The 24411-nt window shown below is 40.9% G+C and carries 19 protein-coding genes; 4 read left to right on the top strand and 15 right to left on the bottom strand.

What is annotated here, in order from left to right; all coding sequences use genetic code 11:
- Nucleotides 1–205 precede the first annotated feature (205 nt).
- Complete coding sequence (locus tag N6A79_RS07745) at nt 206–1339, top strand: site-specific DNA-methyltransferase (protein WP_268545495.1); 1134 nt, start codon at nt 206–208, stop codon at nt 1337–1339.
- A 70-nt stretch (nt 1340–1409) separates the two neighbouring features.
- Here N6A79_RS07745 and N6A79_RS07740 read toward each other — a convergent pair whose 3' ends face one another.
- The 11 genes from N6A79_RS07740 to N6A79_RS07690 form a co-directional block, all read right to left on the bottom strand.
- The gene (locus N6A79_RS07740) at nt 1410–4904 is read right to left on the bottom strand and encodes an AAA family ATPase (protein ID WP_268545494.1); all 3495 of its coding nucleotides are present in this window, start codon (nt 4902–4904) and stop codon (nt 1410–1412) included.
- Entirely contained in the window at nt 4904–6154 is a 1251-nt protein-coding gene (locus N6A79_RS07735; protein ID WP_268545493.1) for a metallophosphoesterase family protein, read from the bottom strand. Before N6A79_RS07735 ends, N6A79_RS07740 begins: the two co-directional genes overlap by 1 nt.
- Before the next feature lie 308 nt (nt 6155–6462).
- Nucleotides 6463–6876 carry a DUF2155 domain-containing protein gene (locus N6A79_RS07730; RefSeq protein ID WP_268545492.1) on the bottom strand — a complete coding sequence of 138 codons (414 nt, stop codon included), beginning with the start codon at nt 6874–6876 and terminating at the stop codon, nt 6463–6465.
- A gap of 246 nt (nt 6877–7122) precedes the next feature.
- A complete protein-coding gene (locus tag N6A79_RS07725; RefSeq protein ID WP_268545491.1) occupies nt 7123–7518 on the bottom strand; it encodes an NADH:ubiquinone oxidoreductase subunit NDUFA12 in 396 nt (131 codons plus the stop codon).
- A gap of 92 nt (nt 7519–7610) precedes the next feature.
- Nucleotides 7611–8108, bottom strand: a complete 498-nt coding sequence (locus N6A79_RS07720; protein ID WP_268545490.1) for a GNAT family N-acetyltransferase — start codon at nt 8106–8108, stop codon at nt 7611–7613.
- 5 nt (nt 8109–8113) lie between these two features.
- Nucleotides 8114–9613 (bottom strand): Asp-tRNA(Asn)/Glu-tRNA(Gln) amidotransferase subunit GatB, encoded by a 1500-nt coding sequence (gene gatB / locus N6A79_RS07715; RefSeq protein ID WP_262099580.1) that lies wholly within the window; start codon nt 9611–9613, stop codon nt 8114–8116.
- Between the two features lie 361 nt (nt 9614–9974).
- Entirely contained in the window at nt 9975–11168 is a 1194-nt protein-coding gene (locus N6A79_RS07710; protein ID WP_268545489.1) for a hypothetical protein, read from the bottom strand.
- Between the two features lie 358 nt (nt 11169–11526).
- A complete protein-coding gene (gene recG / locus N6A79_RS07705; protein ID WP_268545488.1) occupies nt 11527–13635 on the bottom strand; it encodes an ATP-dependent DNA helicase RecG in 2109 nt (702 codons plus the stop codon).
- Nucleotides 13636–13819: 184 nt separating this feature from the next.
- Nucleotides 13820–15097, bottom strand: a complete 1278-nt coding sequence (locus N6A79_RS07700; RefSeq protein ID WP_268545487.1) for a multidrug effflux MFS transporter — start codon at nt 15095–15097, stop codon at nt 13820–13822.
- Between the two features lie 627 nt (nt 15098–15724).
- A complete protein-coding gene (locus N6A79_RS07695; RefSeq protein ID WP_182417050.1) occupies nt 15725–16276 on the bottom strand; it encodes an RBBP9/YdeN family alpha/beta hydrolase in 552 nt (183 codons plus the stop codon).
- 114 nt (nt 16277–16390) lie between these two features.
- Nucleotides 16391–17197 (bottom strand): TSUP family transporter, encoded by an 807-nt coding sequence (locus N6A79_RS07690; RefSeq protein ID WP_262078117.1) that lies wholly within the window; start codon nt 17195–17197, stop codon nt 16391–16393.
- A 284-nt stretch (nt 17198–17481) separates the two neighbouring features.
- Between N6A79_RS07690 and N6A79_RS07685 the strand changes: the two genes are divergently transcribed.
- Together N6A79_RS07685 and N6A79_RS07680 are read left to right on the top strand one after the other, a co-directional pair.
- Nucleotides 17482–17919, top strand: a complete 438-nt coding sequence (locus N6A79_RS07685) for a tellurite resistance TerB family protein (protein ID WP_268545486.1) — start codon at nt 17482–17484, stop codon at nt 17917–17919.
- A gap of 164 nt (nt 17920–18083) precedes the next feature.
- Nucleotides 18084–18473 (top strand): cobalamin biosynthesis protein, encoded by a 390-nt coding sequence (locus tag N6A79_RS07680; RefSeq protein ID WP_268545485.1) that lies wholly within the window; start codon nt 18084–18086, stop codon nt 18471–18473.
- Nucleotides 18474–18543: 70 nt separating this feature from the next.
- Here N6A79_RS07680 and ruvX read toward each other — a convergent pair whose 3' ends face one another.
- Complete coding sequence (gene ruvX, locus N6A79_RS07675) at nt 18544–19008, bottom strand: Holliday junction resolvase RuvX (RefSeq protein WP_268545484.1); 465 nt, start codon at nt 19006–19008, stop codon at nt 18544–18546.
- Nucleotides 19009–19291: 283 nt separating this feature from the next.
- Between ruvX and N6A79_RS07670 the strand changes: the two genes are divergently transcribed.
- Nucleotides 19292–19999: a metal-dependent hydrolase gene (locus N6A79_RS07670; RefSeq protein ID WP_262078114.1), complete on the top strand. Its 708-nt coding sequence runs from the start codon at nt 19292–19294 to the stop codon at nt 19997–19999.
- Between the two features lie 195 nt (nt 20000–20194).
- Here the strand turns inward: N6A79_RS07670 and N6A79_RS07665 are convergent, their stop codons facing one another.
- The 3 genes from N6A79_RS07665 to N6A79_RS07655 all read right to left on the bottom strand — a co-directional run bounded on the left by N6A79_RS07665 (nt 20195) and on the right by N6A79_RS07655 (nt 24410).
- A complete protein-coding gene (locus N6A79_RS07665) occupies nt 20195–20713 on the bottom strand; it encodes a lytic transglycosylase domain-containing protein (RefSeq protein WP_182417044.1) in 519 nt (172 codons plus the stop codon).
- A gap of 549 nt (nt 20714–21262) precedes the next feature.
- Nucleotides 21263–22020, bottom strand: a protein-coding gene (locus tag N6A79_RS07660) for an IS5 family transposase (RefSeq protein ID WP_442784224.1) whose coding sequence is annotated in 2 segments (ribosomal slippage) — nt 21263–21687 and nt 21687–22020 — 759 coding nt in all. Because the reading frame shifts where the segments join, the coding sequence is not laid out codon by codon here.
- A 209-nt stretch (nt 22021–22229) separates the two neighbouring features.
- The gene (locus tag N6A79_RS07655) at nt 22230–24410 is read right to left on the bottom strand and encodes a glutamine amidotransferase (RefSeq protein WP_268545483.1); all 2181 of its coding nucleotides are present in this window, start codon (nt 24408–24410) and stop codon (nt 22230–22232) included.
- Between the last annotated feature and the right edge of the window lies 1 nt (nt 24411).

The raw sequence follows: 24411 nt of genomic DNA, 5'->3' as shown, positions 1-24411 counted from the left end.
AGACAATGATGAGGCAAAGTTTTTTAAATGGCTAATTAGGCTTTGCTCAATAGTTTGCGACTCGCCAATGGATAAGAAAATTTAAAAAAGGCGAAAAAATGCTTTCAACAAGAATTTTATTTCCCATGCTTAACGTCATGTTTACCATGTTGGGTGATTATGGGGTTCATTAGTAACGGTGTCCAAATTGTTAGTTGAGTATCCCATGCAAAAATTGAGTGTTGTGAATGCATTGCCAAAAGAAGCCACGGAATTAGCGTGGTGCAATACAATCATAAAAGGAGACTGCATTTCGGCATTGGAAAAATTGCCAACCCATTCTGTTGACGTTATTTTTGCTGATCCTCCTTATAATTTGCAGCTTGAAGGTGCATTACACCGCCCCGACCAATCATTGGTTGATGCTGTTGACAATGATTGGGACCAGTTTGAGAGTTTTGAAGCCTATGACGCTTTCACCCGTGCATGGTTGCTGGCTTGCCGACGTGTGTTAAAACCAACAGGAACAGTTTGGGTTATTGGTTCTTACCACAATATTTTCCGTGTTGGCGCAATTATGCAAGATATGGGCTTTTGGTTGCTTAATGACATTATTTGGCGCAAAACTAACCCTATGCCTAATTTCCGTGGTCGTAGGTTCCAAAATGCTCATGAAACCATGATTTGGGCATCGCGCGATAAAAATGCCAAAAGCTATACGTTTAATTATGATGCTTTGAAAGCCGCCAATGAAGATGTGCAAATGCGCTCTGATTGGTTATTTCCTATTTGCACCGGCAGTGAGCGTTTGAAGGATGATAGTGGCCATAAGGTTCACCCAACCCAAAAGCCAGAAGCTTTACTTGCTCGTGTTTTGCTTTCTTCTACTAAGCCGGGTGATGTTATTCTTGATCCATTTTTTGGATCTGGCACAACTGGCGCGGTTGCCAAGCGTTTAGGACGTAATTTTGTTGGTATTGAGCGCGAACAAGATTATATCGACGCTGCAACAGCGCGTATTGATGCGGTAGAGCCTTTGGGTAAGGTTGAGCTAGAACTGATGAAAGGCAAGCGTGCCGAGCCGCGCATCGCCTTTAACAGCCTTATTGAAGCAGGCCTATTAAAGCCAGGCATGGTGCTTTATGATAAAAAGCGTAAAAATGCGGCAATCATTCGTGCCGATGGTACGGTTGCTTGTAAGGGCGATGCTGGTTCAATCCATATGATGGGGCGTAAGGCGCAAAATAGTGAAAGCTGTAATGGTTGGACTTTTTGGCATTTTGAAGAAGATGGCAAGCTAAAACTCATTGATGAATTGCGGGCACAAATCCGCCGTGATCTTGCAGCCACTGGTGCTTAATTCTTTCCAATTTTAAAGATGTGAAACTGATTGCTTTTAAAAGGCAATCAGTTTTTTGTTTTTTTAAGCATTATGTCAAACTATGAATGGTTACATTATCAACCGCCGCAAGCGCTAAATCACATATATGGCGATGATGGGTTAAGTAAATGACTTGACCGCTTTTTGCCATTACGCCCATCAGCCGCAAGGCTTCACTTGCACGCGGTTCGTCAAAGGTTTCCATAATGTCATCAGCGATAAAGGGAATTGGCTCATGGTTTTGTGCAAATTCTTGATAACCGGCAAAGCGCAAGGCAAGATAAAGCTGAAAGCGAGTGCCTTTGGAAAGGTCTGATGATAATTTAGATTTACCGTCCTTGGCGATGGCGATAAGTGTTTCTTGGCTGCCTTTTAGCTGTGTGGTTAAGCCACTATAATGACCCGATGTTATTTCATTAAAGGCTTGCGACGCTCGTTTTAGCATTGAGCTACGATGGCGATCACGATATTGTACCAAAGCTTCTTGTGCTAATCTTTCGCCTGTTTTGAGCTTTAAATATTGAAAGGCTAGTTCTTCTATTTCTAGCCTTATGGTTTGCCTTTCACTTTCAATCATTGCCACTTTATCATCAAAACCAATGGCATCAAGTTGTTTGCGTTTTTCATCAAATAGAGCAAAAGCTTGTTCTTTTTCAGCGCTTAAAGGTTGCATTGCACGCTTTAACTCACCAAGAGCAATAATATCACTTGGCCCCCCATCTAAATCTATATTTTCAAGGGCTGCATGAATATCAGCGCAATTATAGTCGCTTTTAATTTCATGCTCGCATTTGGCTAGCTCTTGTCTTTTATCGGTAATGTCTTTAGCCAAGTCCAGCTTTTGTGCTAGATCATTTAGATCATCAACGGCAAAATCAGAATTGGCAAAATGGTCAAACCGTTGCTTAATTATTTGATGATGCGCTGCAAGGTCATGAATGATGGTTTGATATTGCTTTTCAACTTCCCGCAACTCATTATAGTTTTTTTGATTTTGATCGGCTTTTTGGATTGCATCAAGAACATTTGTTTGTAAATCACTAAAAGCAATAAGCGGATCGTTAAAATCACTTTCAACAAAATCTGGTTTGGCAATGCGATAAAGCGACAAGACTTCATCATGAAAACTTGCCATATCCTTTTCCATTGCAGTTATGCGGTGCTGAAGATTATCGCATTGCTGCTTTAAATCGGGCAAAAGTTCTAACTTATTGATATAATGCTCAATAGTTTCAATAGGGGATATTTCTGCAAGCCAAAGGCCGTTTAATGCCTCATTCCAATCATTTTGCCATTGCGCGGCCTTATGCAGGGCTTGCTCGCTTGCTTTTCGTCTTTCTGCAATATCGTGATTAGCTTTTTTAAAAGCGCGTTCGCTCTCGCTTTTTTTATGCTTTTGTTCGGTTTGGCTTTCGATGAATTTTTTGCCAAGCACCATAAGTGCTTTAATATCCATAGTGTCATTGGCATTTGGTACATTTTGGCAAATATCGGCTTGGATTTTGGCAATTTCAGCTTGCACCGCATCAAAACGCGCCTGTATCGTGATGATTTCATTGCTTATTGTTTGATAATTTTGGCGTTTTATCAGCCAATCTTGCAAAAATTTCATTGCAGCAAGGCTTGGGATTGCTTGTTCAATACCAATTTTTTGCAAAGTCTCAGTTACAAATTCATTAATCTTGACGCGCTCTTGCTCTTTATGCTGAATGCTATCTTCAAGGTTAATTTGCTTTTTTTGTTCCTCATTCCAATCTATTTTCCCTTGCTCTAACTGGGCAATGCGCTCAAAATGGGTGAGGCGGCCTTGTAACGCATCATCATAATGGCCCATTGCAAGGGAAAATTGATTGGCGCTTTCATGGTCAAGTTTATTATAATGGTTTTGCCAAGCAAGCAGCTTTTGCTGCGCCAATGTTTTTAAGGTTTCGCTGTCAACCAGATTGCTTTGCTTTTTAAGCGTTTCAATCCGTGTTTCAATATTGGCAAGCTTATCAGCAATTTGCCGTTTTTCTAAAGCAAACTCATCCAATTGTTGGTTTAATCGCTGCAACTGGTGATATTGCTCGTTCCAATAATCTTTGTCAGCAATAATCAGCCCATTAAGATCACTTATTGTGCCGCTAAATGGCGCAAGCGCAGCAAAAGCTTGCTGTTGTTCATTTTGCAAGCGTGTGAGATTGCTGGCAAGATTTTGGCTTTCAACAAGCAAGCCTTTGTCGGTTAACTCAGTTAGTTTTGCTTCTAGCAAAAGTACCCTATCTTCATCAAAGGCAAGTGATGGGGTGTCAAAACCTGTTTCAAGCTCTTGCAAGGTTTTTTTTGCTAGTTGTAATTCTTGTTGTGTGGAGGCAATCTGACTATCGATTAAAGGCTTTTTGTGTAACAAATCTTTTAAAGGCGAAAGGCGTAATTTATCAATCAAAAGCCCATCCATTGAGCGTTCTGGTTGATTAAGCTGCTTTATAAGTGCAGATAGTTCCGCTTTCTTTTGCATAAGCTCATCTTGGCGTTTTGCAATATCATTTTTTGCGGTGATAAAGCGCGATTTTGGTTCATCTGCCAGCAGCTTTATGGTGTCGCCAAGCTTAATAAGCTTTGGTTCAAAATTACTTTGTTGAAGTTTTTCCTTTAAACTTGCAATTTGCGCGGTTAAATAGTCTTTCCTTTGCTTAAAAGCACTATCATTTTGCCAAAGCTGCGCCATTTCACTGCGCCAAAGGTTAAGTAAATCATTGGGCAGCACTGGAAAATTAGCAAAATGCTCAAGGCTTTGCACTATTTCAGTGTAGTTTTTTAATTTTTTGCGCAATTCAATTTGCTGGTTTAATCGGTCTATTTCATTTGTTTTGCTAAGTAGTGTTTGACTTTTTTGGTTATAATCTTCTTCTGCCTCGCGCTTTTCTTTAACCAATCTTTTATAGGCAGATGCCGCAACGTCAATTTCGGCACTTTCTTGCTTTAGCTCAATTAAGCGCTTCTTTTTTTGCTGGATTGCTGTTGACGAGGCGCGGCTTCGATAAATGGCATCGGCAGCTTTTTCTATTTCTGCAAGTTTTTGGCTTAAACCATCAAGGCCAGCAGTGGCGGAAAATAAAATTTCGCCAAGGTCGCCTTTGCTGTTTAATATATCATTGCCGCCTTTCTCAAGGCTGTCATCATCAAGGGAAAACATGGCTTGATAGCTATCGCGATTAAGACCAGCCATATTGCTTAGTAAGGCTATTTCACTAAATGGGTTGGCCGCACCATCAAGTAAGGAGTTTTTATTGGCCTTTATGCGTCGCAAATCTAATATTTGGTCGCTTGTTTCGAGCTTTGCACCAATTTGCATTGTGGGATATTTGTGTAAAAAACTATAGGAATTTTCTTTTCCCATGCCGAATAAAAAATCAAGCCAAGCGGTAAAAGTGGTTGATTTACCGGCCTCGTTCAAGCCGTAAATAATATGAAAATCACTGATACCTGCTTGTTTTTCACCAAAATCTAAGGTGAAATCGGTAAATTTTCCATAACGGGTAAGGTGGAGCTGCTTAATTCTCATTATGCTTTTAACCGTGCAATAATATCACGGCTCCCCTCATTAATAAGCTGGTCAATGAAGCTATCAAAGCTTTCCTCATCATCGCCCATAAGGTTATTGAGGCCAAGTTGGGGATCATTGCGTAGTGAAGTGGCCGTTTCTTTGATGAATTCGCGTATATCGCTGCGGTTTTTTGCAATATCTGCCATAATTAATGCAAGTTCACTTGTTGGGTCAGCGGTGCGGCTTTGCGCAATTTCTGGCGTGGTACGCACCAAAAGCTTATCAATCCACATATTGCCCATTCTCTCACCAATGAGTTTGGCTTCCTCTAACAATTGACTGTCATTAATTAACCGCCAGTTTAAAGGCGTTGCACCAATTAATTCAATGCGGGCAACCAGATGCTGAGAAAGTGCTTTTTCCTTGGCAAGCAGCATAGCGTTTTCGATTTTTGGAACAATAGTATTAAAGTTTTCAATACCGCTAACATCAACAGCAATAGGGTCAAACTGCGCTAGGCTTATCGGCTTTTCATCTAAGCTTATGCTGCCATCATCTGCCACCGTGACTAAAGTTACTGATTTATAGCCATTTTCATTAATATCCCGCCCTTGCGGAATACCCGGCATGACGATTGTGGTCTTTGTCGTTTTATCTTCAATGACTTGTCTTTTATGGATATGCCCCAAAGCCCAATAGTTAAAATCACAATTTTGCAAATCTTTAACACTGCAAGGCGCATAAGGGTCATGGCCACTTTGGCCATCAAGGCTAGTATGCATGAGGCCAATATTAATATGGTCGGCAAGTGGCGCTTTATAAAACGGTAAAAGGCTATCGGGCGCCGTTTTTTCTTTAAAACTAATGCCATGAAGTGCAATATTGAGCGTATCAGTTTTAATGGTTTCAACGCCGGCGCGTGTTTTAAAAACTGTTACATTTTGTGGTAAGGTCAATTCATGGGTAATGGTAGAAGCTGCATCATGATTGCCGCGAATGATGAAGCAGGCAATATTAGCGTCATCAAGCCGCTTTAATTCCATGCTTAAAAAGCGTGCGGTTTTCATCGAGGTTTGGCTGCCATCATAAAGATCGCCAGCAATGATAACTGCATTAACCTGTTCTTCAATAGCAAGGTTAATAATATTGGATAATACGGTGCGGCTGGCATTACCGATTAGATTGCCCAACTCTTCATCACGTAAGGATAGCGAGCGTAAGGGTGAATCAAGGTGAATATCTGCCGTATGAATGAAGCGAAACCCCATGATTATATCCCCATATTTATATTAGCGCGCATTTCGATCTGATTTTATCAGATCTGCGCTCTAATCCGTTGTTTACACCGCGTTTTTTGTCCGAAAACCGCTTCACACTTTTCGGAAAAACGCTCTAACTGAAACAATAATACAGCGATTAATATAAGGCAAGCATTGACGTGCAACCGCTTTTATATGGCGAGATCTTTTACTATCTCTAGTCAGGTTTATTGCGCGACTATCAATGACAAAATATCACAGCAATTAAGTTATAAAGCGTGAGATGACCATATGGTTTAAAAATTACCAAACAAAAACTAATTGGCAGCTGGTCGCTTTTGTTTGCAATTGGTAAGCCAAACATCGTAAATGGGGTGTTCTACCGCATTTAGACCCGGGCTATCGGCAAACATCCAGCCTCTAAAAATTGGTTTAATTTTTTGGTCCAAAGTGACCTCATTTACCTCAACAAAACCATCGGTTTTAGTTGCTTCATCGGCGCTGCTGGTAAAGCAGGCACGCGGTGTCACTTGTAAAGCGCCAAATTGGTAGGTCTCACCTATGGTGATATGAAAAGTTGTCGTGCGTCCAGTTATTTTATCAAGGCCAGAAAATTCGGCAATGGGATTGCTAATGCGCTCAGCCAATGTTGGGCTTGCAATAGCAGCTAGGGCCAAAACAGCAAGGCTTAAAGATTTCACAAAAGAAAAAGGCTTTAACAATTTTATCATAGCGACCATTCGAAACTTTAAATTATGTGGCTGTATTTGTTATAAATACAAGTCATGAGCTTTAAACACAAACTATGGCAATAAAAAACCAAATTTACAAATAATCATAATTAAATTGGCTTTTTTTAAAAAATAAACATGCATAAAATTAATTATGCATGTTTAAAATGTTTTATATCAACTGAAATAGAAAAAATCTGCATCAATGGTGCTAAATTTCAAAGTCCAGTATAATATTTCTGCTGCTTATTCCGGAGACCAAGCATTATAATCGCCAGTAACTTTAGGGCGCTTACCATGATTCTCAATCGAGCCTTTAGGTGTATAAGCATTTGCTGAACCAGTCTGGTTTGACAAATGTTCTTTTTGCCACTCAAACGGTACATAATTTTCAGCAGATGGTGGCGTGTCAACGCGGTGATGCATCCAGCCATGCCAACCGGGTGGAATTGTTGACGCTTCAGAATAGCCATTATATATTACCCAGCGGCGTTTATAGCCATCTACGTGCCACCCACCTTCATAATAGACATTGCCAAACTCATCTTCACCAACGCGTTTACCCTTGCGAAAGGTGAAAAATCTTGTGCCAATTGTCGTACCATTCCACCAAGTGAAAACTTGTCTTATTAAACCGGCCATAGCCTTAAACTCCTCAATCATGCCAGTAAAGGGCACAAAATGAATATGTAGGGTCTCTTATGAGCCTATAATTGCATAAATGCAAGAAATAATTAGAATAGTTCTTTTTCCATTACGATTTCAAAAACATCTTTTTGCTCTTGAATGGGTGTTGGAGCTCCAATTTTCTTGTAGCCTTGGCTTTCATAAAATTTCTGTGCGTCTGTACTTTTTTCCAATATTATAACACGGCATTTACGTGCATTGGGAAAAGATTCTTCAACCTCGATCAAAAGACGTTTACCAATGCCTTGACCTTGATATTTGGGGCGCACCATCAGCTGTTGAATAAGAACAGTTTCTGGAAAACCTTTTACGCCACCTTGTAAGGCGTATGCTGCACCTTGTAATTCATCACCATCATCTGCAACAATAAATTCAGAAGAGGGGCGGGTGAGGCACTTTTTAAAATGATCAACAGATTGCCATTTGCCGATAATCTTGTCAACAGCTTCACTGCTGATAAGATTATCATATAGTTCATGCCAAGTGGCAAATAATAGTTCGCGAATTGATTCTATATCATTTTTTGTAGCGGTTCTAAGCCACATAATATTTATTCCAACCCTAGTTTAGCCTTAACAATGTCATTAACTGCTTGCGGATTTGCCTTGCCACCTGTTGACTTCATCACTTGCCCAACAAACCAGCCAGCAAGTGTTGGTTTGGCTTTAGCTTGCTCCACCTTGTCTGGATTTGCGGCAATAACATCATCAACCGCCTTTTCAATGGCGCCGGTATCAGTTACCTGCTTTAACCCGCGGCTTTCAACAACTTCACGCGGATCGCCGCCCTCAGTCCAAATAATTTCAAAAAGATCTTTGGCAATTTTACCTGAAATAGTGCCTTCAACAATAAGCTCAATGATAGTGCCAAGCTGCAAGGGGCTAACAGGCGTTTCTTCAATTGAAAGACCAGCTTTATTTAAAGCACCAAGCAAGTCGTTAATCACCCAGTTTGCTGCAAGTTTGCCATCACGGCCTTTGGCGACTTCCTCAAAATAATCAGCAATGGCTTTTTCAGTAATGAGGATTGATGCATCATAGGCTGAAAGACCAAGAGATGAAATAAGACGGTCTTTTTTATCGTCAGGTAGCTCAGGCAAGTCTGCGGCTAGTTGATCGACCAATTCTTGGCTAAATTCCAGCGGCAAGAGATCAGGATCTGGGAAATAACGATAATCATGCGCTTCTTCTTTAGAGCGCATGGCGCGTGTTTCGCCCTTTGCCGCATCAAAAAGCCGTGTTTCTTGGTCAATTGTACCGCCATCTTCCAAAATTGCAATTTGGCGTCTTGCTTCATAATCAATGGCTTGGCCAACGAAGCGAATGGAATTAACATTTTTAATCTCGCAGCGTGTGCCAAATTCACCGCCTGGGCGACGAACCGAGACGTTAACATCGGCGCGCATGGAGCCTTCATCCATATTGCCATCACAAGTGCCTAAATAGCGAACAATAGTGCGCAATTTAGTGACATAGGCCTTGGCTTCATCAGCTGAGCGCATATCCGGTTTTGACACAATTTCCATCAAAGCAACGCCAGAACGGTTAAGGTCAATACAAGACATGGTTGGATGGTGATCATGGATTGATTTACCAGCATCTTGCTCAAGATGCAGGCGTTCAATACCAATTTCAATATCTTCAAATTGTCCCTTATTATCAGGGCCAACTGAAATGATAATTGCACCTTCGCCAACGATAGGTTGTTTGAATTGCGAAATTTGGTAACCTTGCGGCAAATCTGGGTAAAAATAGTTTTTACGATCAAAAACCGATTTTAGATTAATCTGCGCCTTTAGGCCAAGGCCGGTACGAATGGCTTGTTTTACACACTCAATGTTAATAACTGGCAACATTCCTGGCATTGCTGCATCAACCAATGAAACATTTGCATTGGGCTCAGCGCCAAAAGAAGTTGAAGCGCCCGAAAATAATTTCGAGTTTGAGGTTACTTGGGCGTGTACTTCCAAACCAATAATGACTTCCCAGTCACCAGTGGCACCAGAGATGAAACGTTTTGGTTCTGGAATTCTATTATCAATGATGGTCATTGCCAATCCATATATTCAAATCAATTCAAAGAAATTCTGAAGATATTGGCTACTGCAAATGAGCAAAAAAGGCAAGAGGAAGCATTGGTTTAACATAGTGTTCACGCAAGTTTTTGATAAGTTTTGCAGTAATTTTAAAAAACAATGCTGAATATAAATCACGTTAGATGAGGTTTTGCCCAACGATCTTACAAATTTATTTTTTTAAAAATATCGAGATGAAATGAAGTTAGCTGATGTTTTTTGTTATTATAATTAAGCAATGATCGGTAACCACACTACTTAAAAAGCAGCATATGGCCGTTTAAGGATGCTGTTATCAACATCCTTAAACTGTTTAATTTTTGCAAAATATCAAAACTTAGTTGCGCGCTATTTCAGAAGATTGAAATGCGCGATGCATGGCCTGTGCGCCTTCTTTTTGCATATTGATGCGCATTTTTTCTTCAGTTGCTGCTAATAATTTAGCAACAGTATTATTGCGCTTGGCAACGGGATTTCGCTCATAGCCTTTACGCAAGAAAAAATTTGCTGTTGGCACAATTTCACGCAATTGTTGCGGCATGCTAATCATGTCATAGCCATTGCCATCACCAGTAAGGTTAAGCATTTCAAGTTCTGCGCCAGTTAATTGGCGCGTTACGCCCTTGGCGTGAAGAAAATGCATCGATGTGCGTAATTTATGGGTTTGCAATAGCGGCCCAACATCCTTGTCTAATGTCATAGCATGAATACCAAGGCCGGCTGGCGTTTTGGCAAGCTCTGCCTGTGCACTCCATTGATGGGGTACGGTACGCGCCCTTGCAGTCATTGCGCTGACAACATCTGCTTTACGTAATAAGCGTTGGCGATCTGCCCCTTGTGCCCTCTGCGCTTGGGCTTTAAGTTCGCGGGTGATTTCAGGGCCAAATTCATGCATGACGCTGACACTTGCGGTTGCAACAAGCTGATTATAACCAATAGCGGTGGAAATTGGCCGCGCATTGGCATTGCTTTTTAGCATGCCGGCTTGCAAATCATGGGTACCATCGCCACCTGTTTCAAAAGCATAAAGCGCAACCAGTTGGTAGCGTGTTAGGCCAGCTTGCGAAGCTGCATTGGCATAAGCGCGCATGAATTCTTCTTCATTGCGTGGGCGGTCGGGGGTAAAACCATAGACAGATTTAGCCGCAGCAAGAAAATCACCTGTACCTGGAATTCTTGCACTTGGTTTTGCTGGGGTTATTTGCCCAGGCATTGCGGGTTTTGGTGGGCCATCATAGACTGGAGGCTGATTTAAAACATAATCATTTTGGGTGATGGCTTGACCATTACGGCGTTTTTCATTGCGCTGTTTACGCTTTGCTGAAACATCATCCCAATATTTTTCCGCCTTTTTGCTGTAAGCGGCATGGGCGACTGCCCAGCTGTTACTGGCTGGATTGGTTGGGCGATAGGCTGTAACGCTGGCTGTTGTCTCAATGGATGGTGCTGGGCGGTTTTGCGCAACGGCCGCATTAGGTGCTATATTGGCAGTATTGCTTTTAGGTGCAATGCCTTGCGATAAACCACTCATGGGATTTGAAAAACCACATGCTGTTATGGATAGTGATGCGGATGCTAACAAAAACGCCGTCAAAGCGGACTTGTTGAATTTGCCTGTAGCCTTGGTAAAAAAGCGAAATATCACTATGCTATCCTGTCATCGAGTTTAAAAGATTAATCAGCATAGCAATTTTAAATATTTTTGAAATAAAATATCTAATGCTTGGTTAGCCAATTATTAAAAATGCTCAACATTACCATAATTAGCAATGACGATTTTAATTAGTTTGTCATAGCAATTTTTAACAGAATATGAATTTTTGCCAAAACAAAGGTCATACACAGTTTTTTGTCAATTGAAGGCAGTAATTGGGGTCAAATTGCCGATTTTACCCTGCGCGTAACAGGCGTATTGCATCATCACGCCTAAATAAATAGAGCAAAAGCCGTAAAGCTTGTCCTCTTGGCGAGGTAAGGTCTTGGTCTTTTTCAAGGATAAGACGCGCATCTTGGCGCGCCATTTCCAATAAATCAGCATGGCTTTCAAGATTGGCTAGCTCAAAACCGGGGAGACCAGATTGTTTGGTTCCTAGTAATTCACCTTCACCGCGTAATCTTAAATCTTCTTCAGCAATGCGAAAACCGTCTTCCGTTTCACGCATAACATTAAGCCTTGCAGTTGCCGTCAGCGATAGTGGTGATTTATAAAGCAAAATGCACGATGATTCCTTTTCGCCGCGCCCAACACGGCCGCGCAATTGGTGCAATTGTGCAAGGCCGAAGCGTTCAGCATGTTCAATAATTATAATTGAAGCGTCGGGAACATCGACACCAACTTCAACAACAGTAGTGGCAACCAGCAAGCGAATGTCGCCATTTTTAAATTTGGCCATGGCTTCATCTTTTTCAGCATTAGCCATTTTGCCATGTACTAGGCCAATTTTGTCGCCAAAATATTTTTGCAAATTCAAAAAGCGATCAGTTGCAGAGGTGAGTTCCAGCACTTCCGATTCTTCAACCAAGGGGCAAATCCAATAGATCTTGTCGCCTTTTTTTAATGCTGCATCAACCCGCGCCAATAATTTATCAAGCCGTTCCAATGGCAATGTGGCGGTTTGTATTGGTTTACGCCCCTTTGGCTTTTCACGCAGCTTTGACACATCCATATCGCCAAAAGCTGTTAACACCAAGGTGCGCGGAATGGGAGTGGCTGTCATCACCAGCATATCAGGAGCTTGGCCCTTAGCTGTGAGTTGCAAGCGTTGATGGACACCAAAGCGGTGCTGCTCATCAATAATTGCAAGGACAAGATTATGATAATCGACTTTTTCTTGAATAAGCGCGTGGGTCCCAATGATAATTGCTGCTTCACCGCTGGCAATATCGTCCAAAATCGCTTGCCGTTCTTTGCCTTTTTCACGCCCTGTCAATAAAACTGCTTTAAGACCAATATTGGCAATCAAAGGTGCAATGGTTGCATAATGTTGGCGCGCCAATACCTCTGTTGGTGTCATTAAAGCCGATTGGCCATTATTTTCTGCCGCCTGTAACATAGCATAAAGGGCAACGATGGTTTTACCAGATCCGACATCGCCTTGTAATAAGCGCAGCATGCGTTCAGAAGAAGCAAGATCTTTTGATATTTCTTCAATGGCTATTTTTTGCCCTTGGGTCAGTTCAAAGGGTAGGTAAGATTTTAATGCATTGATATATTTGCCAGTGGTTAAAAGTGGGGTGCCCGAAAGCCGTTTGGTTTTTGCGCGCACCAAGCCAAGCGCCAATTGTCCTGCTAAAAATTCATCATAGGCAAGCCTGCGGCGCGCTGGGCTTAAAAGTGCAATATCTTCAGGTGTTTTAGGTGTGTGGACTTGGCTTAAAGCATTTTGATAGCTTGGGAAGCTTTCGCGTTTTATAAGGTGTTCGTCCTGCCATTCGGGTAGGTTAGGGATATAGGTTAAGGCGTCTATAATAGCGCGAGATAAGGTTTTAGGTGAAAGGCCAGCTGTGAGCGGATAAACGGGTTCTACCAGTAACAGCTTTTCTTCTTCATCAGCGCTAATAATATGGTCGGGGTGCACCATTTGGGCGCGGCCATTAAAATGCTCCACCTTACCAGAAACAAGAACTTTCGATCCTACCGGCAGTAGGCTTTCAAGCCAAGCTTTTTGCCCACGGAAAAACACTAAGGCTATATCGCTGCTATCATCATGGCAATAAACGCGGTAGGGAATATTCTTTCTATTTGCTTCAGGCGGGTAGTGGGTATCAACCACCAGCTCCAAGGTTACAATTTCATCCTGTTTGGCGCCAGCAATGAAAGGTCTATTGCGGCGGTCAATTATTGATGTTGGCATTAAATGAAGAATATCCACCAAACGTGGTTCACCAATATCATGGCTAAGGTCGAGCAATTTGCTTATTAAGGCACAAATCTTGGGGCCAACACCAGCAAGGCTGCGAATGGAAACAAAAAATGGATCAGTAATTGATGGACGCATTTAGCCAGCCTGAGGAGTGTAAATTAATTAGATTTCATTCATTTTCAATTGTTGTTTTAGTTGACTTTAACAATAAATCAAAAAAGCTATTATAGAATGTATTTGGTAAAATATAAAACGCCAAAAATCCATTATCAATATAGAAAATGCCCGGTTAAGGGCATTTTGTTTCGTTTAATATCCGCTATTTAATAGTTTTCATTTTCGCTTTGCTGGGATCTGCACTTACTGTTCTAAATAATTTGCCATCTTCAGCAATAAGAACGAGTATTAATGCTAAAATGCCAACAATGAAAAAGCCTGCGGCAATTGGGGTGATTGTGCCGTGGAAAAAATGGCTGATAAGTAAACCACCGCCAGCACCAATGAGCGTTTGCATAAAGCCAAAAACAGATGATGCGGTACCGGCAACTGCGCCTAAAGGTTCCATTGCTAGAGAGTTGAAATTGGCGCCAATTGCCCCAAATGCGAACATAATGACGGTAAATAATAGCATATAGGGAATAAAGGGCACATGGGTTGGGGTTAGCCATGCCCATAAAAATAATACAAATGAGGCTGCCACAAAAGCTAAAAGTAGAAAATGTGAAATACGGCGCATGCCAAAGCGGCCAACAAAGCGAGAATTTAAAAATGCAGCCAATGCTTGGAAAGTAGCAACGGCGGCAAATGCGGCTGGAAACCATTTACCTAAACCGTAAATTCCGTCATAAATTTGTTGTGCGGTATTAAGTGCGCCAAAAAGTGCACTTAAAATAACCGAAAAAGCCAAATTATAGCAAAATGAAATCTTATTAGATAAAACGGTTTTAAAGCCTTGAGTAATGGCGGAAAACGTTAATGGGCGGGGAGCAAAAAGCGTTTCTGGTAAACGCTTCCAAACCCATGCCGCCATAATAATACCGACTGCTGCCATGACAAAGAAAATGAGCTGCCATGGGCCAAGCATGAGAATACCTTGCCCTGTTGCTGGGGCAATAATTGGCACTACCATGAAAACCATCATCACAATGGACATAACTTCTGCCATTTGGCGGCCGCCATAAAGATCCCGAACCACTGAAACGCAAAGCACGCGCGTTGCTGCGGCACCAATGCCTTGTATGGCGCGCAAAATTAAAAGGCCGATAAAAGATGGGGCAAATGCACAGGCAAAAGAGGCAATTGCATAAAATATCAGACCGATAATTAACGGCACACGTCTACCAAGACGGTCCGATAATGGGCCGACAAATAATTGCGTAACACCAAAGCCGAGCAAATAGCAAAAAATAATATAATGATGCGCATTTTCGCCGATTACGCCAAGGCTTGCTTTAATGTCGTCAAAGGCGGGCAACATAATGTCAATGGCAACGGCGTTGGTCGCCATAAGAGCGGCAATAAGAATAATAAATTCTTTAACGCCAACACGTTGCTTTATTGCTGCGATATGCTGTTCTTGTGCCATATCTTGGGTCATAGTTTTGTCTTTAGTCTTTCAATAATGGGCCGTATTTATTCGGCATATGGGCGGTTTATTTTTAAATATTTATCAGTGGTTTAGGCTGGTTATTTAAACGCATTTTATTGGGTTATAAATTCATATTATTTGTGACACCTGACCCTAATTTATTGGCATTTCAAAAAAACGAAGAATTATAGAAAAACAAATAAAATCAAAAAGTCAGGTTAAATGAGCACATAGAAATGGTTAAACACAGCATATCAACATTTAGGTGCTGACCATATTGCGCTGTTTTTTTAATATAATCATTTACTGAGCATTTTGCTTTTGTAATCTTACGGGCGCATTGCCCCAAAAGTTGCGACCCAAAATTTGCCTAGCCATTTAAAGCCTGAAAACTGGTTATAGTATTATCTATAAGTTGAAAGAAATTGCAAAGCAATTCTAAAATCTGAGTTTGGCAAAAATATAAATCGATTTAAAGCTATAGGTTGCAAATGTGATATTATATAGATTATTTGCATAATATTTTGTTTTAAAAGGTTTTTAGCCTTAAACTACCACTTGCATTAAATCATTATATGTTTTGGGGAAAATAAGGCCCATAATCGCTAAAATGAGCCTTCTAATGCAATTTGCCTCTTACGATAGATTACCTATAAATTGCGTAAATACCATAAGGCCTTCTGGCCAAGGGCCATGACCGGATTTAGTGTTAATGTGACCTGCTTCGCCAGCATCTAAAAATAGTGAACCCCAATCTTCCCCCAGCTTTTCAGCTACTGAAAACTCGCAATATTCATCATTGCGGCTTGCAATTAACACAGATGGAAAGGGTAGCTTTTCAGTTGGGTAGGGCCCGAAAGTCATTAAATGCTTAGGCCGGATATTGGGATTGGCAACATCGGGAGCAGCAACTAAAAAAGCGCCTTTTACGCGTTTGCCAAGTAAAGGTACTGCTTGCACAATGGTTGCAACGCCCAAAGAATGACCAACAAGCAAAACGGGACGTTCAGATTTTTCAACTTCTTCACGAAGTCGTGCAATCCATTCGCTGCGCACTGGTTTTGACCACGCGTCTTGTTCAACCCGACGCGCAGTTGTTAATTTGCGCTCCCAGCGTGATTGCCAATGGTTTTCATCAGACCCTTGGTATCCAGGTACCATTAAAATATCTAATTGATTTGCTTTCATATTTTATATTGTTGCCCGTTTTTGCAACATCCTTTATCAAATAATCAAACTGAATTTTGTTAATATATAGCCATATAGTTGCTGAATAAAAGAAATTTAACCCTAATGGTCATTTTATGATGGATTAAATACACTGCGGATGAAGTGATTAAGAGGATTATCTGGCTCTAGCATTAATTTTATTGCTAATATTGTACATATGATAACAAGAAGTGGTTTTATAAGTTTGGTGCCTATTTTCATGGTTAGCCTTGCGCCAATTTGCGCGCCGATAAATTGAGCCACTCCCATGACAAGGCCAATTTTCCAATTAACTACACCAACTGCGGCAAAAGCTGCAAAACCACCAATATTAGATGAAAAATTAAGCAGCTTTGTATGGGCAGTTGCTTTTAGCATACCAAAACCTGCAAGAGAAACAAAAGCCAGCATGAAAAAAGAACCGGTCCCTGGGCCAAAAACGCCATCATAAAAGCCGATTAAAGGCGGTATCGTCATGGTAAATAAAAACTGCCCCATGCGACGCGTGCGATCAACATCGCCTATATTGGGTTTTAGTGCAAAATAAAGGGCGACGCTTACCAGTAAAATTGGCAAAAAGGCAGTTAATACTTCTTTGGGAAGCTTGGTTGCTAACAATGCACCTAGTAATCCGCCTGCAAATGCTAATAATGCCTCCCATCCTTGACTTTTAAGATCAACATGGCCTGCACGCGCATAAGCAATGGTTGCGGATAGTGAGCCAAAGAGTGATTGCAATTTGTTGGTACCAAGCGCTGCAACTGGTGAGCCGCCAAGCCCTAGATAAAGAGCAGGTACAGTAATTAGCCCGCCGCCGCCAGCAATGGAATCAATGATCCCTGCAATGAGAGCTGCTGCGATCAACATCAATGTTGTTGGATCAAGAAGAAAATCAATCATATCGTTCCTTTATGTAGTATGATTTCAACATTCTTCTCATGATTGAAACCTTCAACCGTTTTGCACTATTTGTCGATGCTCTGCAATTTCAAAATCGCGAAGGTCATTTTAATGTGATTGAGCAACTTAGTGCAGTAAATTGTTTACGGAAAAAATTATTTTTTTCAACTGATTGAACTTTTTCAAAAAATATATGTTTATAAATGGGTTACCCAATTAAATAACAGTCATTTATCAGCTATGGTTCTTTAACTAAAAAATAGCTATTTACATCGGAGCGCTTGATGAGCGAAGGTTTCTTTCATAAAATTGCTAATTACTTCACTCGAAATAGTGTGGTAAGTAAAGTCGCAGGCGATCCAGCTATTGCAGCTGAGCTTCTTCTGCTGATCAAAATTATTTTTGCCGATGGTGAACGCGGCCACGCAGAGACCGAAGTTTTTGCACAAATTGCACAGCAACAATTTGATATTCCTGCCGATGCCCTGCCTGATGTAATCCGTTATTTGGGCGATTATGGATATGAAACAACCACCGCTCAAGCTGCAACGTTGTTTAGTGATTTAGCACCTGAACGACGCATATCATTGGTGCGTAATTTGATGGCTGTTGCCTCAGCTGATAATTATATTGATGAGAATGAAGTTGCCTTTATTGAGCGCGTTAGCGCGATTTTGGGTATTAGCCCCCAAGAGGTCGATGAAATCTGGAAAAGCAATTAGGGTAAAAATCACCAGCTAGAGCGCATTTTGATCTGGTTAGATCAGATCGGCGCTCTAATTCATTGTTTAAACCGCGTTTTTTGTCCGAAAACCGCTTTATACTTTTCGTGAAAATGCTCTAATAGTAGCTTCATTGATTGATTATAAAGCTTTATGACATAGTGATGAATGATATAATTGAAAAAAAATATTGCTTAGGTGTTGGCGCCTCGTCCAAGGCTAATAATATTGATGCGGTAAAAGAATTACAGGAAGTATTGGATGCACTTGAAATTCAATTCTCTTATATTGCCACATTAGACAAATTTGGCCATTCTGCATGGCTACCTTATCTAGAAAGGTATTTTGCAGTGCCAATTTTTCTTTTACCAATCAGTTCTTTACAAAAATATCAATCACATATTGAAAAACCTTCCATGAAGGTTTTTCAAAAAACCGGCTATTTGGGTATTGCTGAAGCTTTAGCGCTTGCCGCGTTTAATGGCAACGCCAAAATCATTAATCCCAAAACCGTTTGCTGTGGTTTTACCTATGCTATTGCATGTGGTGATTAAGTTTGACGTCTATTTTATTTGTTTTGAAACCAGCATTCATAGGTTTCAAAAATATTAGATTTGGCATGTATTATAAATTTGCAAGTCGATCAAGAGCGCCTTGTAAGATAAAGCTTGCAGCCGCAGAATCAATGCGCTCAGATCGCTTGACTCGTGACACATCCATATCAATTAGGCTGCGTTCTGCCGCAACTGTCGATAATCGTTCATCCCAATAAATAAAGGGTATATCGGTGAGTTTTTCCATGTTGCGCACAAAGGCACGCGTTGCCTGTACTCTTGGGCCACTAGAGCCATCCATATTAAGCGGCAAGCCAATAACCATAATGCAAATATTTTCTTTTTCTAAAACGCTAAGTAAATCCTGCGCATCCTTGGTAAATTTACTGCGTTTTAAAACCGGACGCGGATTGGCAAAGCTTAAACCAATATCAGAAACCGCAAGGCCAATTGTTTTAGTGCCAAGATCAAGGCCAATAATGCTTTGACCATCAACAAGATATTGGGGGGCGTCTTCAATGGTAATCACCGTCATTACGGTTTCCTTATTCGAGGGAGAACTATATTACATACGTCGATTTTAAATTTTGAATAGACAAAATCAATTGGCTATCATTTGCATAAATTATAAAAATATTCAAATCGTTAGTGGGTAGTTAAGACGATATCATCATGCTTTGACTTTTTAAAAAAAGCTATATTTAAATTGATTATAAATTTAATTGTTATTTCTGTACCATTTGGCTTATCTTAGTGCTTGATAAATAAAACAGCCGCTTGGCATGGTAACCAAAGATAGACTGATAGGAGAAATTTTTATGAAGATTATTTGGCTTGGACATGCGGCATTTCGCATTGAAGTAGGCTCTGCTATTATTTTGATTGATCCGTTTTTAACTGGAAATCCAAAAGCAGCTGCGCTTGATTTGGCAAAAATCACCGATGGCGTCACCCACATTGCTTTAACCCATGGCCATAGTGATCATGTTGGTGATACGGTTAGGATTGCTATTGAAAAAAACATACCTGTTACCGCCAATGCCGATTTGGGAGATTGGTTAAGCGCACAGGGTGTTGCCAAAATTTGTCCAGGCAATACCGGTGGTACGCAGCATCATGATGGTTATAGTGTTACCTTTGTCAACGCCCTTCATTCATCGGCTATGATGAATGAAAATGGCCAGTCTTTTTCACTTGGAAATCCTAATGGGTTGGTTTTCCATTTTGAAGATGCGCCAACTCTATATCATATGGGCGACACTGATATTTTTTCTGATATGAAATTAATTGACGAATTACATGCGCCAGAAATTGGTATTGTACCAATTGGCGATTGTTTCACCATGGGCGGCGCAGTTGCGGCCCTTGCTTGTCAACGCTATTTAAATCTTAAAACTGCAATTCCTTGCCATTATGGCACTTTCCCATTGCTTGACCAAACGGCAGATAAATTTATTGCAGGCTTAGAAGGTTCAAACACCAAGGTTGTTGAAGCAATAGTTGGTGATGCTTTAGAATTTCATTAGAGCGCATTTCAATCTGATTGTATGAGATCAGCGCTCTAATCCATTGTTTACTCCGCGTTTTTGCCCGAAAACCGCTTCACACTTTTCGGAAAACGCTCTAATATCGGCCTTAGCATATTCGTGTCATGCATCATTATGCATGACACGAATAAGTTCTGTTTTATATTGGTTTAATTGTAGTTGAAGATTTATAATTTAGTTTAACGAGGCCAAATAAGATTTAACCTTGCTACAATAGCGGGCAGAAACTGGATTCATACGTTTGGCTGCATGGCCGGCATTATATTTTAAAATTGTATTGCACATATTGCCGCCACTTAATTGGTGGGCAAGGCCAAGATATTTCATTCCATATTCAATATTGGTTTGTGGGTCGTAAAGGGCCTTTGCAGAGCCACGATAACCAAGGCTGCGTGCAGTTGATAATTTAATTTGCATAAGACCAATTTCGCCTGCGCGTCCGCGAGCATTTTTATTATAATTGCTTTCGGTTTTAACCACTGCATGGGCCATATCTACTGGCACATTATTGGCGGCTGCATGTCTTTTAATAATATCTTCATAAGGGCGACTTTCGTCGTTGTTTTGCGCTTTGCTTTTATCAAGCTTTTGAGTGCGCTCAATTTTTTTATCAATTTTGGGGACAGCATTTGCGATTTGGAAGGAGGCCGCAAAAAAGGTAATTAATAAAGTTATAAAGCTTATTATTTTCATGTTTTCTGTAATCTTCTTGCTTATATTGCAAATTTTTAATAATTTGCTATTTTTCAATGGAGTTAAACAATGCACGCACAAAATTATTTCAAACTATATTGTAGTTTGAGTGTGTTGAACGCCTATGATGTAGATTGGTTCCGTGGGAATATCGAAAATTTCGATTCCCAAATATGCTCGCAAAAAATGATCAATAAAAAAACTACGCAAGTTGCATCAGTTAAGAATGCGACAATTGCGGTTTTTTAATCTGTTCTTTGGGCAAAAAATTTTATTAGTTTAAGGTTTTCTAAATGGCGGTCTTTCATTTGTGTGAGCACTTGCTCAACCGGCTAATCATTTTTATTGCTTACTTTATGATAGATAAAATAAGCCAAAGAAGGACTACAAAGTGATTATATTAAGTTCATTTTATGATTATTACCAATATGAAACAAGTATAGTACTATTTAGTGCAAAATGACATTTGCAATATACCGCCCAATAAGACAGCAATAATGTTGATTCTATTGGCAAAAATTCAAGGTGAATGACTAGGCTCAGGACTCATTAATTAAGATAGAATATTACGGTTGCGGCGATGCATATAGCCGAGAAGAAGGTGTGTGCACATCGGTCATAGCGTGTCGCGATGCGCCGCCAGTCTTTTAGCTTGGCAAAGAGGTTTTCGATTATGTGACGCAACCGATAAGTTTGCCTGTCATAAACTATCTCGGTGGTTCTGCCCTTTCTGGGCGGAATGCAAGCCTTTATTTTTTTGTCAAGCAATGCCTGCCGGAACCAGTCAGCATCGTACCCCCGGTCTGCAATGAGTTCCTTGGCATCTGGCAGATGCGCTAGCAAAAGAGCGGCTCCTTTGTAGTCACTCATCTGCCCTTCAGTTAGTAGCAGACATATTGGCTTTCCATCTTGATCGCAGACCGTGTGCAGCTTTGAATTCAAGCCGCCTTTCGTGCGCCCGATACGGCGGGGAATATCCCCTTTTTTAACAGGCTGGCAGCCGTGCGATGCGCCTTGAGGTGTGTGGCGTCAATCATGATGCGTTGAGGTTTTGGGCCCTGTCCGGCCAGCATTGCGAAGATGCGGTCAAATACACCCAACCTGCTCCAGCGGATAAAGCGATTATAGAGCGTTTTATGCGGACCATAACCGAGGGGCGCATCTTTCCATTGCAGACCATGTTTGATGACATAGACAATGCCGCTGATAACGCGCCTGTCATCGACACGAGCAACCCCATGAGACAGTGGAAAACAGGGCGATATTCGCGCCATCTGCTCTTCGCTCAATAAAAACAAATCACTCATTAGTTTCACCTCCACAAAACCAATGAATCACAAATCAACAAAAAAAGGAATCCAAAAAATTAATAGGTCCTGACCCTAGAAAATTTAAAATTGAAGCTTTTGGAAAATGTGCTCAATAAAAAACCTCTTCATTGCAATGCCTGCAATGAAGAGGTTTTTTAGCTATAAGCCAAGGCTTTTAGGTTAATCGATCATGACTATTGATAGAATTACCGGCCCTCGCGATACCACATGCCGCTTATAATCAATAGACTGATTAGCAAGGCTAATAATCCAGTATAAAGTGGATAGCTTGCAACACTAATCAGCTTACTATCGCTACTTTCACGCAAGTGAATGGTATTTTTAAGCGGTTTGGCATTATCTTTTAATATTTCTATGTTTGGTTTTTTTAAGTTCGCATTTTTGGTGTCTTTTAACCTTATTACCGCACCATTAGTAGCATCTGCAATTGGCTGTAAAAGATGGGGTGTTGAAATAAGATCGCCAAATTCGGGTGCATTAATCGGACCAACCAAGGCTAGCGTTTCAAACTCATCATTTTTTATATGAACAAGTCCAATTTCCTCGCTGCGATAATCACCGGTAAATACGCCGTTACCTTTATTGCTATTAACTTGGTTTTTATCGCCTTGATTATCTTTGTTATTATCAAGCTTTGCTTGCAAGGTTAGTTCTTGGATTTTGCCCGACGGCAGGGTTATTTGCACTTTACCAATGTTATCTTTCATGCTTTGACGACGAATGTGAATATCATTGCCTTTACTGGTCGCAAAAAGTGCTTCTTCTTCAAGCTCTGGTTCTTTCATCAACCAGTGCGCTGTGCGTCGATAAAGGCTAGCATAAGGGCCGCCGCCTTCATAACCGCGCGCCCATAGCCAACCTTGGTCAGAAAGCAGCATAGCAACGCGCCCCTTATCTTCATGGGCAACAAGGAAAAGCGGCTTATCTTTAACGCCATTCATTAATATTTGCGCATTTTGGTTGGGTACAACATCTATTTGCCGTAACCAATGTCCCCATTTGGGTGGATTGATATTGCTGCCTTCAAGGCCACGGGTAATTGGATGCTTATGCCCAAGATCGGTAAGGCTTGGCAAAAAGGCTTCTTCCTCAATCATATCATTGGGAAGGGCTGGTAATATGCTAAATAAGGGTGTGCGGGCAAGTGAGTTCTCGCCAGTAAATTCTGGCCCAGTTGCCATAAGCAAGGCGCCACCTTGTTTTACATAATTGGCCAAATAATCATAATAAATGAGCGGCAATACGTCATAATGTTGATAGCGGTCAAAAATGACCAAATCAAAATCATTAATCTTTTCGACAAATAATTCCCTTGTTGGAAACTCAATCAAGGAAAGCTGGTTCATAGGTGTATTGTCTTGTTTTTCCGGTGGTCTTAAAATAGTAAAATGCACAAGATCAACACTGGTATCGCTTTTTAACAAATCGCGCCATGTGCGTAAGCCGTTATGTGGCTCGCCAGAAATCAGCAAAACTTTAAGATTTTCACGCACGCCATCAATCATAATCGCTGCGTGATTATTAATGTCGGTCACTTCATCGCTTGATGCAGGGGTGGATAATTCAATAATATTATTGCCGGCATGGGGCAGGGTGATTGAAAAGCTGGTTTCTTTGCCAATTTCAACGATTTGTTTTGATAATATTTCGCCATTCACAGTTATGGTAACATCTGCGGTTTTGGAGTGTCCTGCAATTTTTCCCGCATCATCCACTTGCATGGATAATTCCACCTCACGATTAGCAATGCCAAAACGCGGTGCTTTAATAAAGCGGATACGGCGATCATATTCTTCACTGTTTCCGGTAATCAGCGCATTAATAGGTGCATGAATGTTCAATTGGTTATTGGCGTCATTATTAGCTTTACTATTGGATTGTGAGGCTGAAGGATCGGGAATATCATGCACCTGCCCATCGGTAATGAGTATCGCACCACCTTGGCGGGCAGGGGGAACATCGGCAAGGGCTTTTTCAAGTGGTCCAAAAAGCCGTGTGGCTGTGCCATCATCATTGGCTGATGGATTGCCAGCTTCAATAATGCGTGTTTCAAATTGCGGATATGTATTTAATACGGTTTTGATATTTTCAAGCGCATCTAAAGTTTCTTGCTCGCGCTTATCTATTTTTTGGCTTTGGCTTTTATCAACAATAATTGCCACCACCGCTTTGGTTGGTTCACGTTGCTCTTGTAAAAATACTGGATTCATTAAAGCAAGGCTAAATAAAGCCGCCATAATAATGCGCAAAAATGAACCGCGTTTGCGCGAAATAATGGTGATGATTACCACTAAAAAACTAATGGCAATTAATATATAAACGAGCATTATTGGCAGTAGTGGTTCAAATTCAATAGAATATTGCATC

Origin of the sequence: Bartonella sp. HY761 (genome assembly GCF_026743145.1) — a bacterium.
GTDB lineage: Bacteria > Pseudomonadota > Alphaproteobacteria > Rhizobiales > Rhizobiaceae > HY038.
The sequence above is the reverse complement of the archived record's forward strand: the minus strand, read 5'-3'. Positions and strand labels throughout refer to the sequence as shown.

Coding starts and splice junctions, on each gene's coding strand:
- N6A79_RS07745 (WP_268545495.1), top strand. CDS start 206: ATGCAAAAATTGAGTGTTGTGAATGCATTGCCAAAAGAAGCCACGGAA.
- N6A79_RS07740 (WP_268545494.1), bottom strand. CDS start 4,904: ATGAGAATTAAGCAGCTCCACCTTACCCGTTATGGAAAATTTACCGAT.
- N6A79_RS07735 (WP_268545493.1), bottom strand. CDS start 6,154: ATGGGGTTTCGCTTCATTCATACGGCAGATATTCACCTTGATTCACCC.
- N6A79_RS07730 (WP_268545492.1), bottom strand. CDS start 6,876: ATGATAAAATTGTTAAAGCCTTTTTCTTTTGTGAAATCTTTAAGCCTT.
- N6A79_RS07725 (WP_268545491.1), bottom strand. CDS start 7,518: ATGGCCGGTTTAATAAGACAAGTTTTCACTTGGTGGAATGGTACGACA.
- N6A79_RS07720 (WP_268545490.1), bottom strand. CDS start 8,108: ATGTGGCTTAGAACCGCTACAAAAAATGATATAGAATCAATTCGCGAA.
- gatB (WP_262099580.1), bottom strand. CDS start 9,613: ATGACCATCATTGATAATAGAATTCCAGAACCAAAACGTTTCATCTCT.
- N6A79_RS07710 (WP_268545489.1), bottom strand. CDS start 11,168: ATGAGTGGTTTATCGCAAGGCATTGCACCTAAAAGCAATACTGCCAAT.
- recG (WP_268545488.1), bottom strand. CDS start 13,635: ATGCGTCCATCAATTACTGATCCATTTTTTGTTTCCATTCGCAGCCTT.
- N6A79_RS07700 (WP_268545487.1), bottom strand. CDS start 15,097: ATGACCCAAGATATGGCACAAGAACAGCATATCGCAGCAATAAAGCAA.
- N6A79_RS07695 (WP_182417050.1), bottom strand. CDS start 16,276: ATGAAAGCAAATCAATTAGATATTTTAATGGTACCTGGATACCAAGGG.
- N6A79_RS07690 (WP_262078117.1), bottom strand. CDS start 17,197: ATGATTGATTTTCTTCTTGATCCAACAACATTGATGTTGATCGCAGCA.
- N6A79_RS07685 (WP_268545486.1), top strand. CDS start 17,482: ATGAGCGAAGGTTTCTTTCATAAAATTGCTAATTACTTCACTCGAAAT.
- N6A79_RS07680 (WP_268545485.1), top strand. CDS start 18,084: ATGAATGATATAATTGAAAAAAAATATTGCTTAGGTGTTGGCGCCTCG.
- ruvX (WP_268545484.1), bottom strand. CDS start 19,008: ATGACGGTGATTACCATTGAAGACGCCCCCCAATATCTTGTTGATGGT.
- N6A79_RS07670 (WP_262078114.1), top strand. CDS start 19,292: ATGAAGATTATTTGGCTTGGACATGCGGCATTTCGCATTGAAGTAGGC.
- N6A79_RS07665 (WP_182417044.1), bottom strand. CDS start 20,713: ATGAAAATAATAAGCTTTATAACTTTATTAATTACCTTTTTTGCGGCC.
- N6A79_RS07655 (WP_268545483.1), bottom strand. CDS start 24,410: ATGCAATATTCTATTGAATTTGAACCACTACTGCCAATAATGCTCGTT.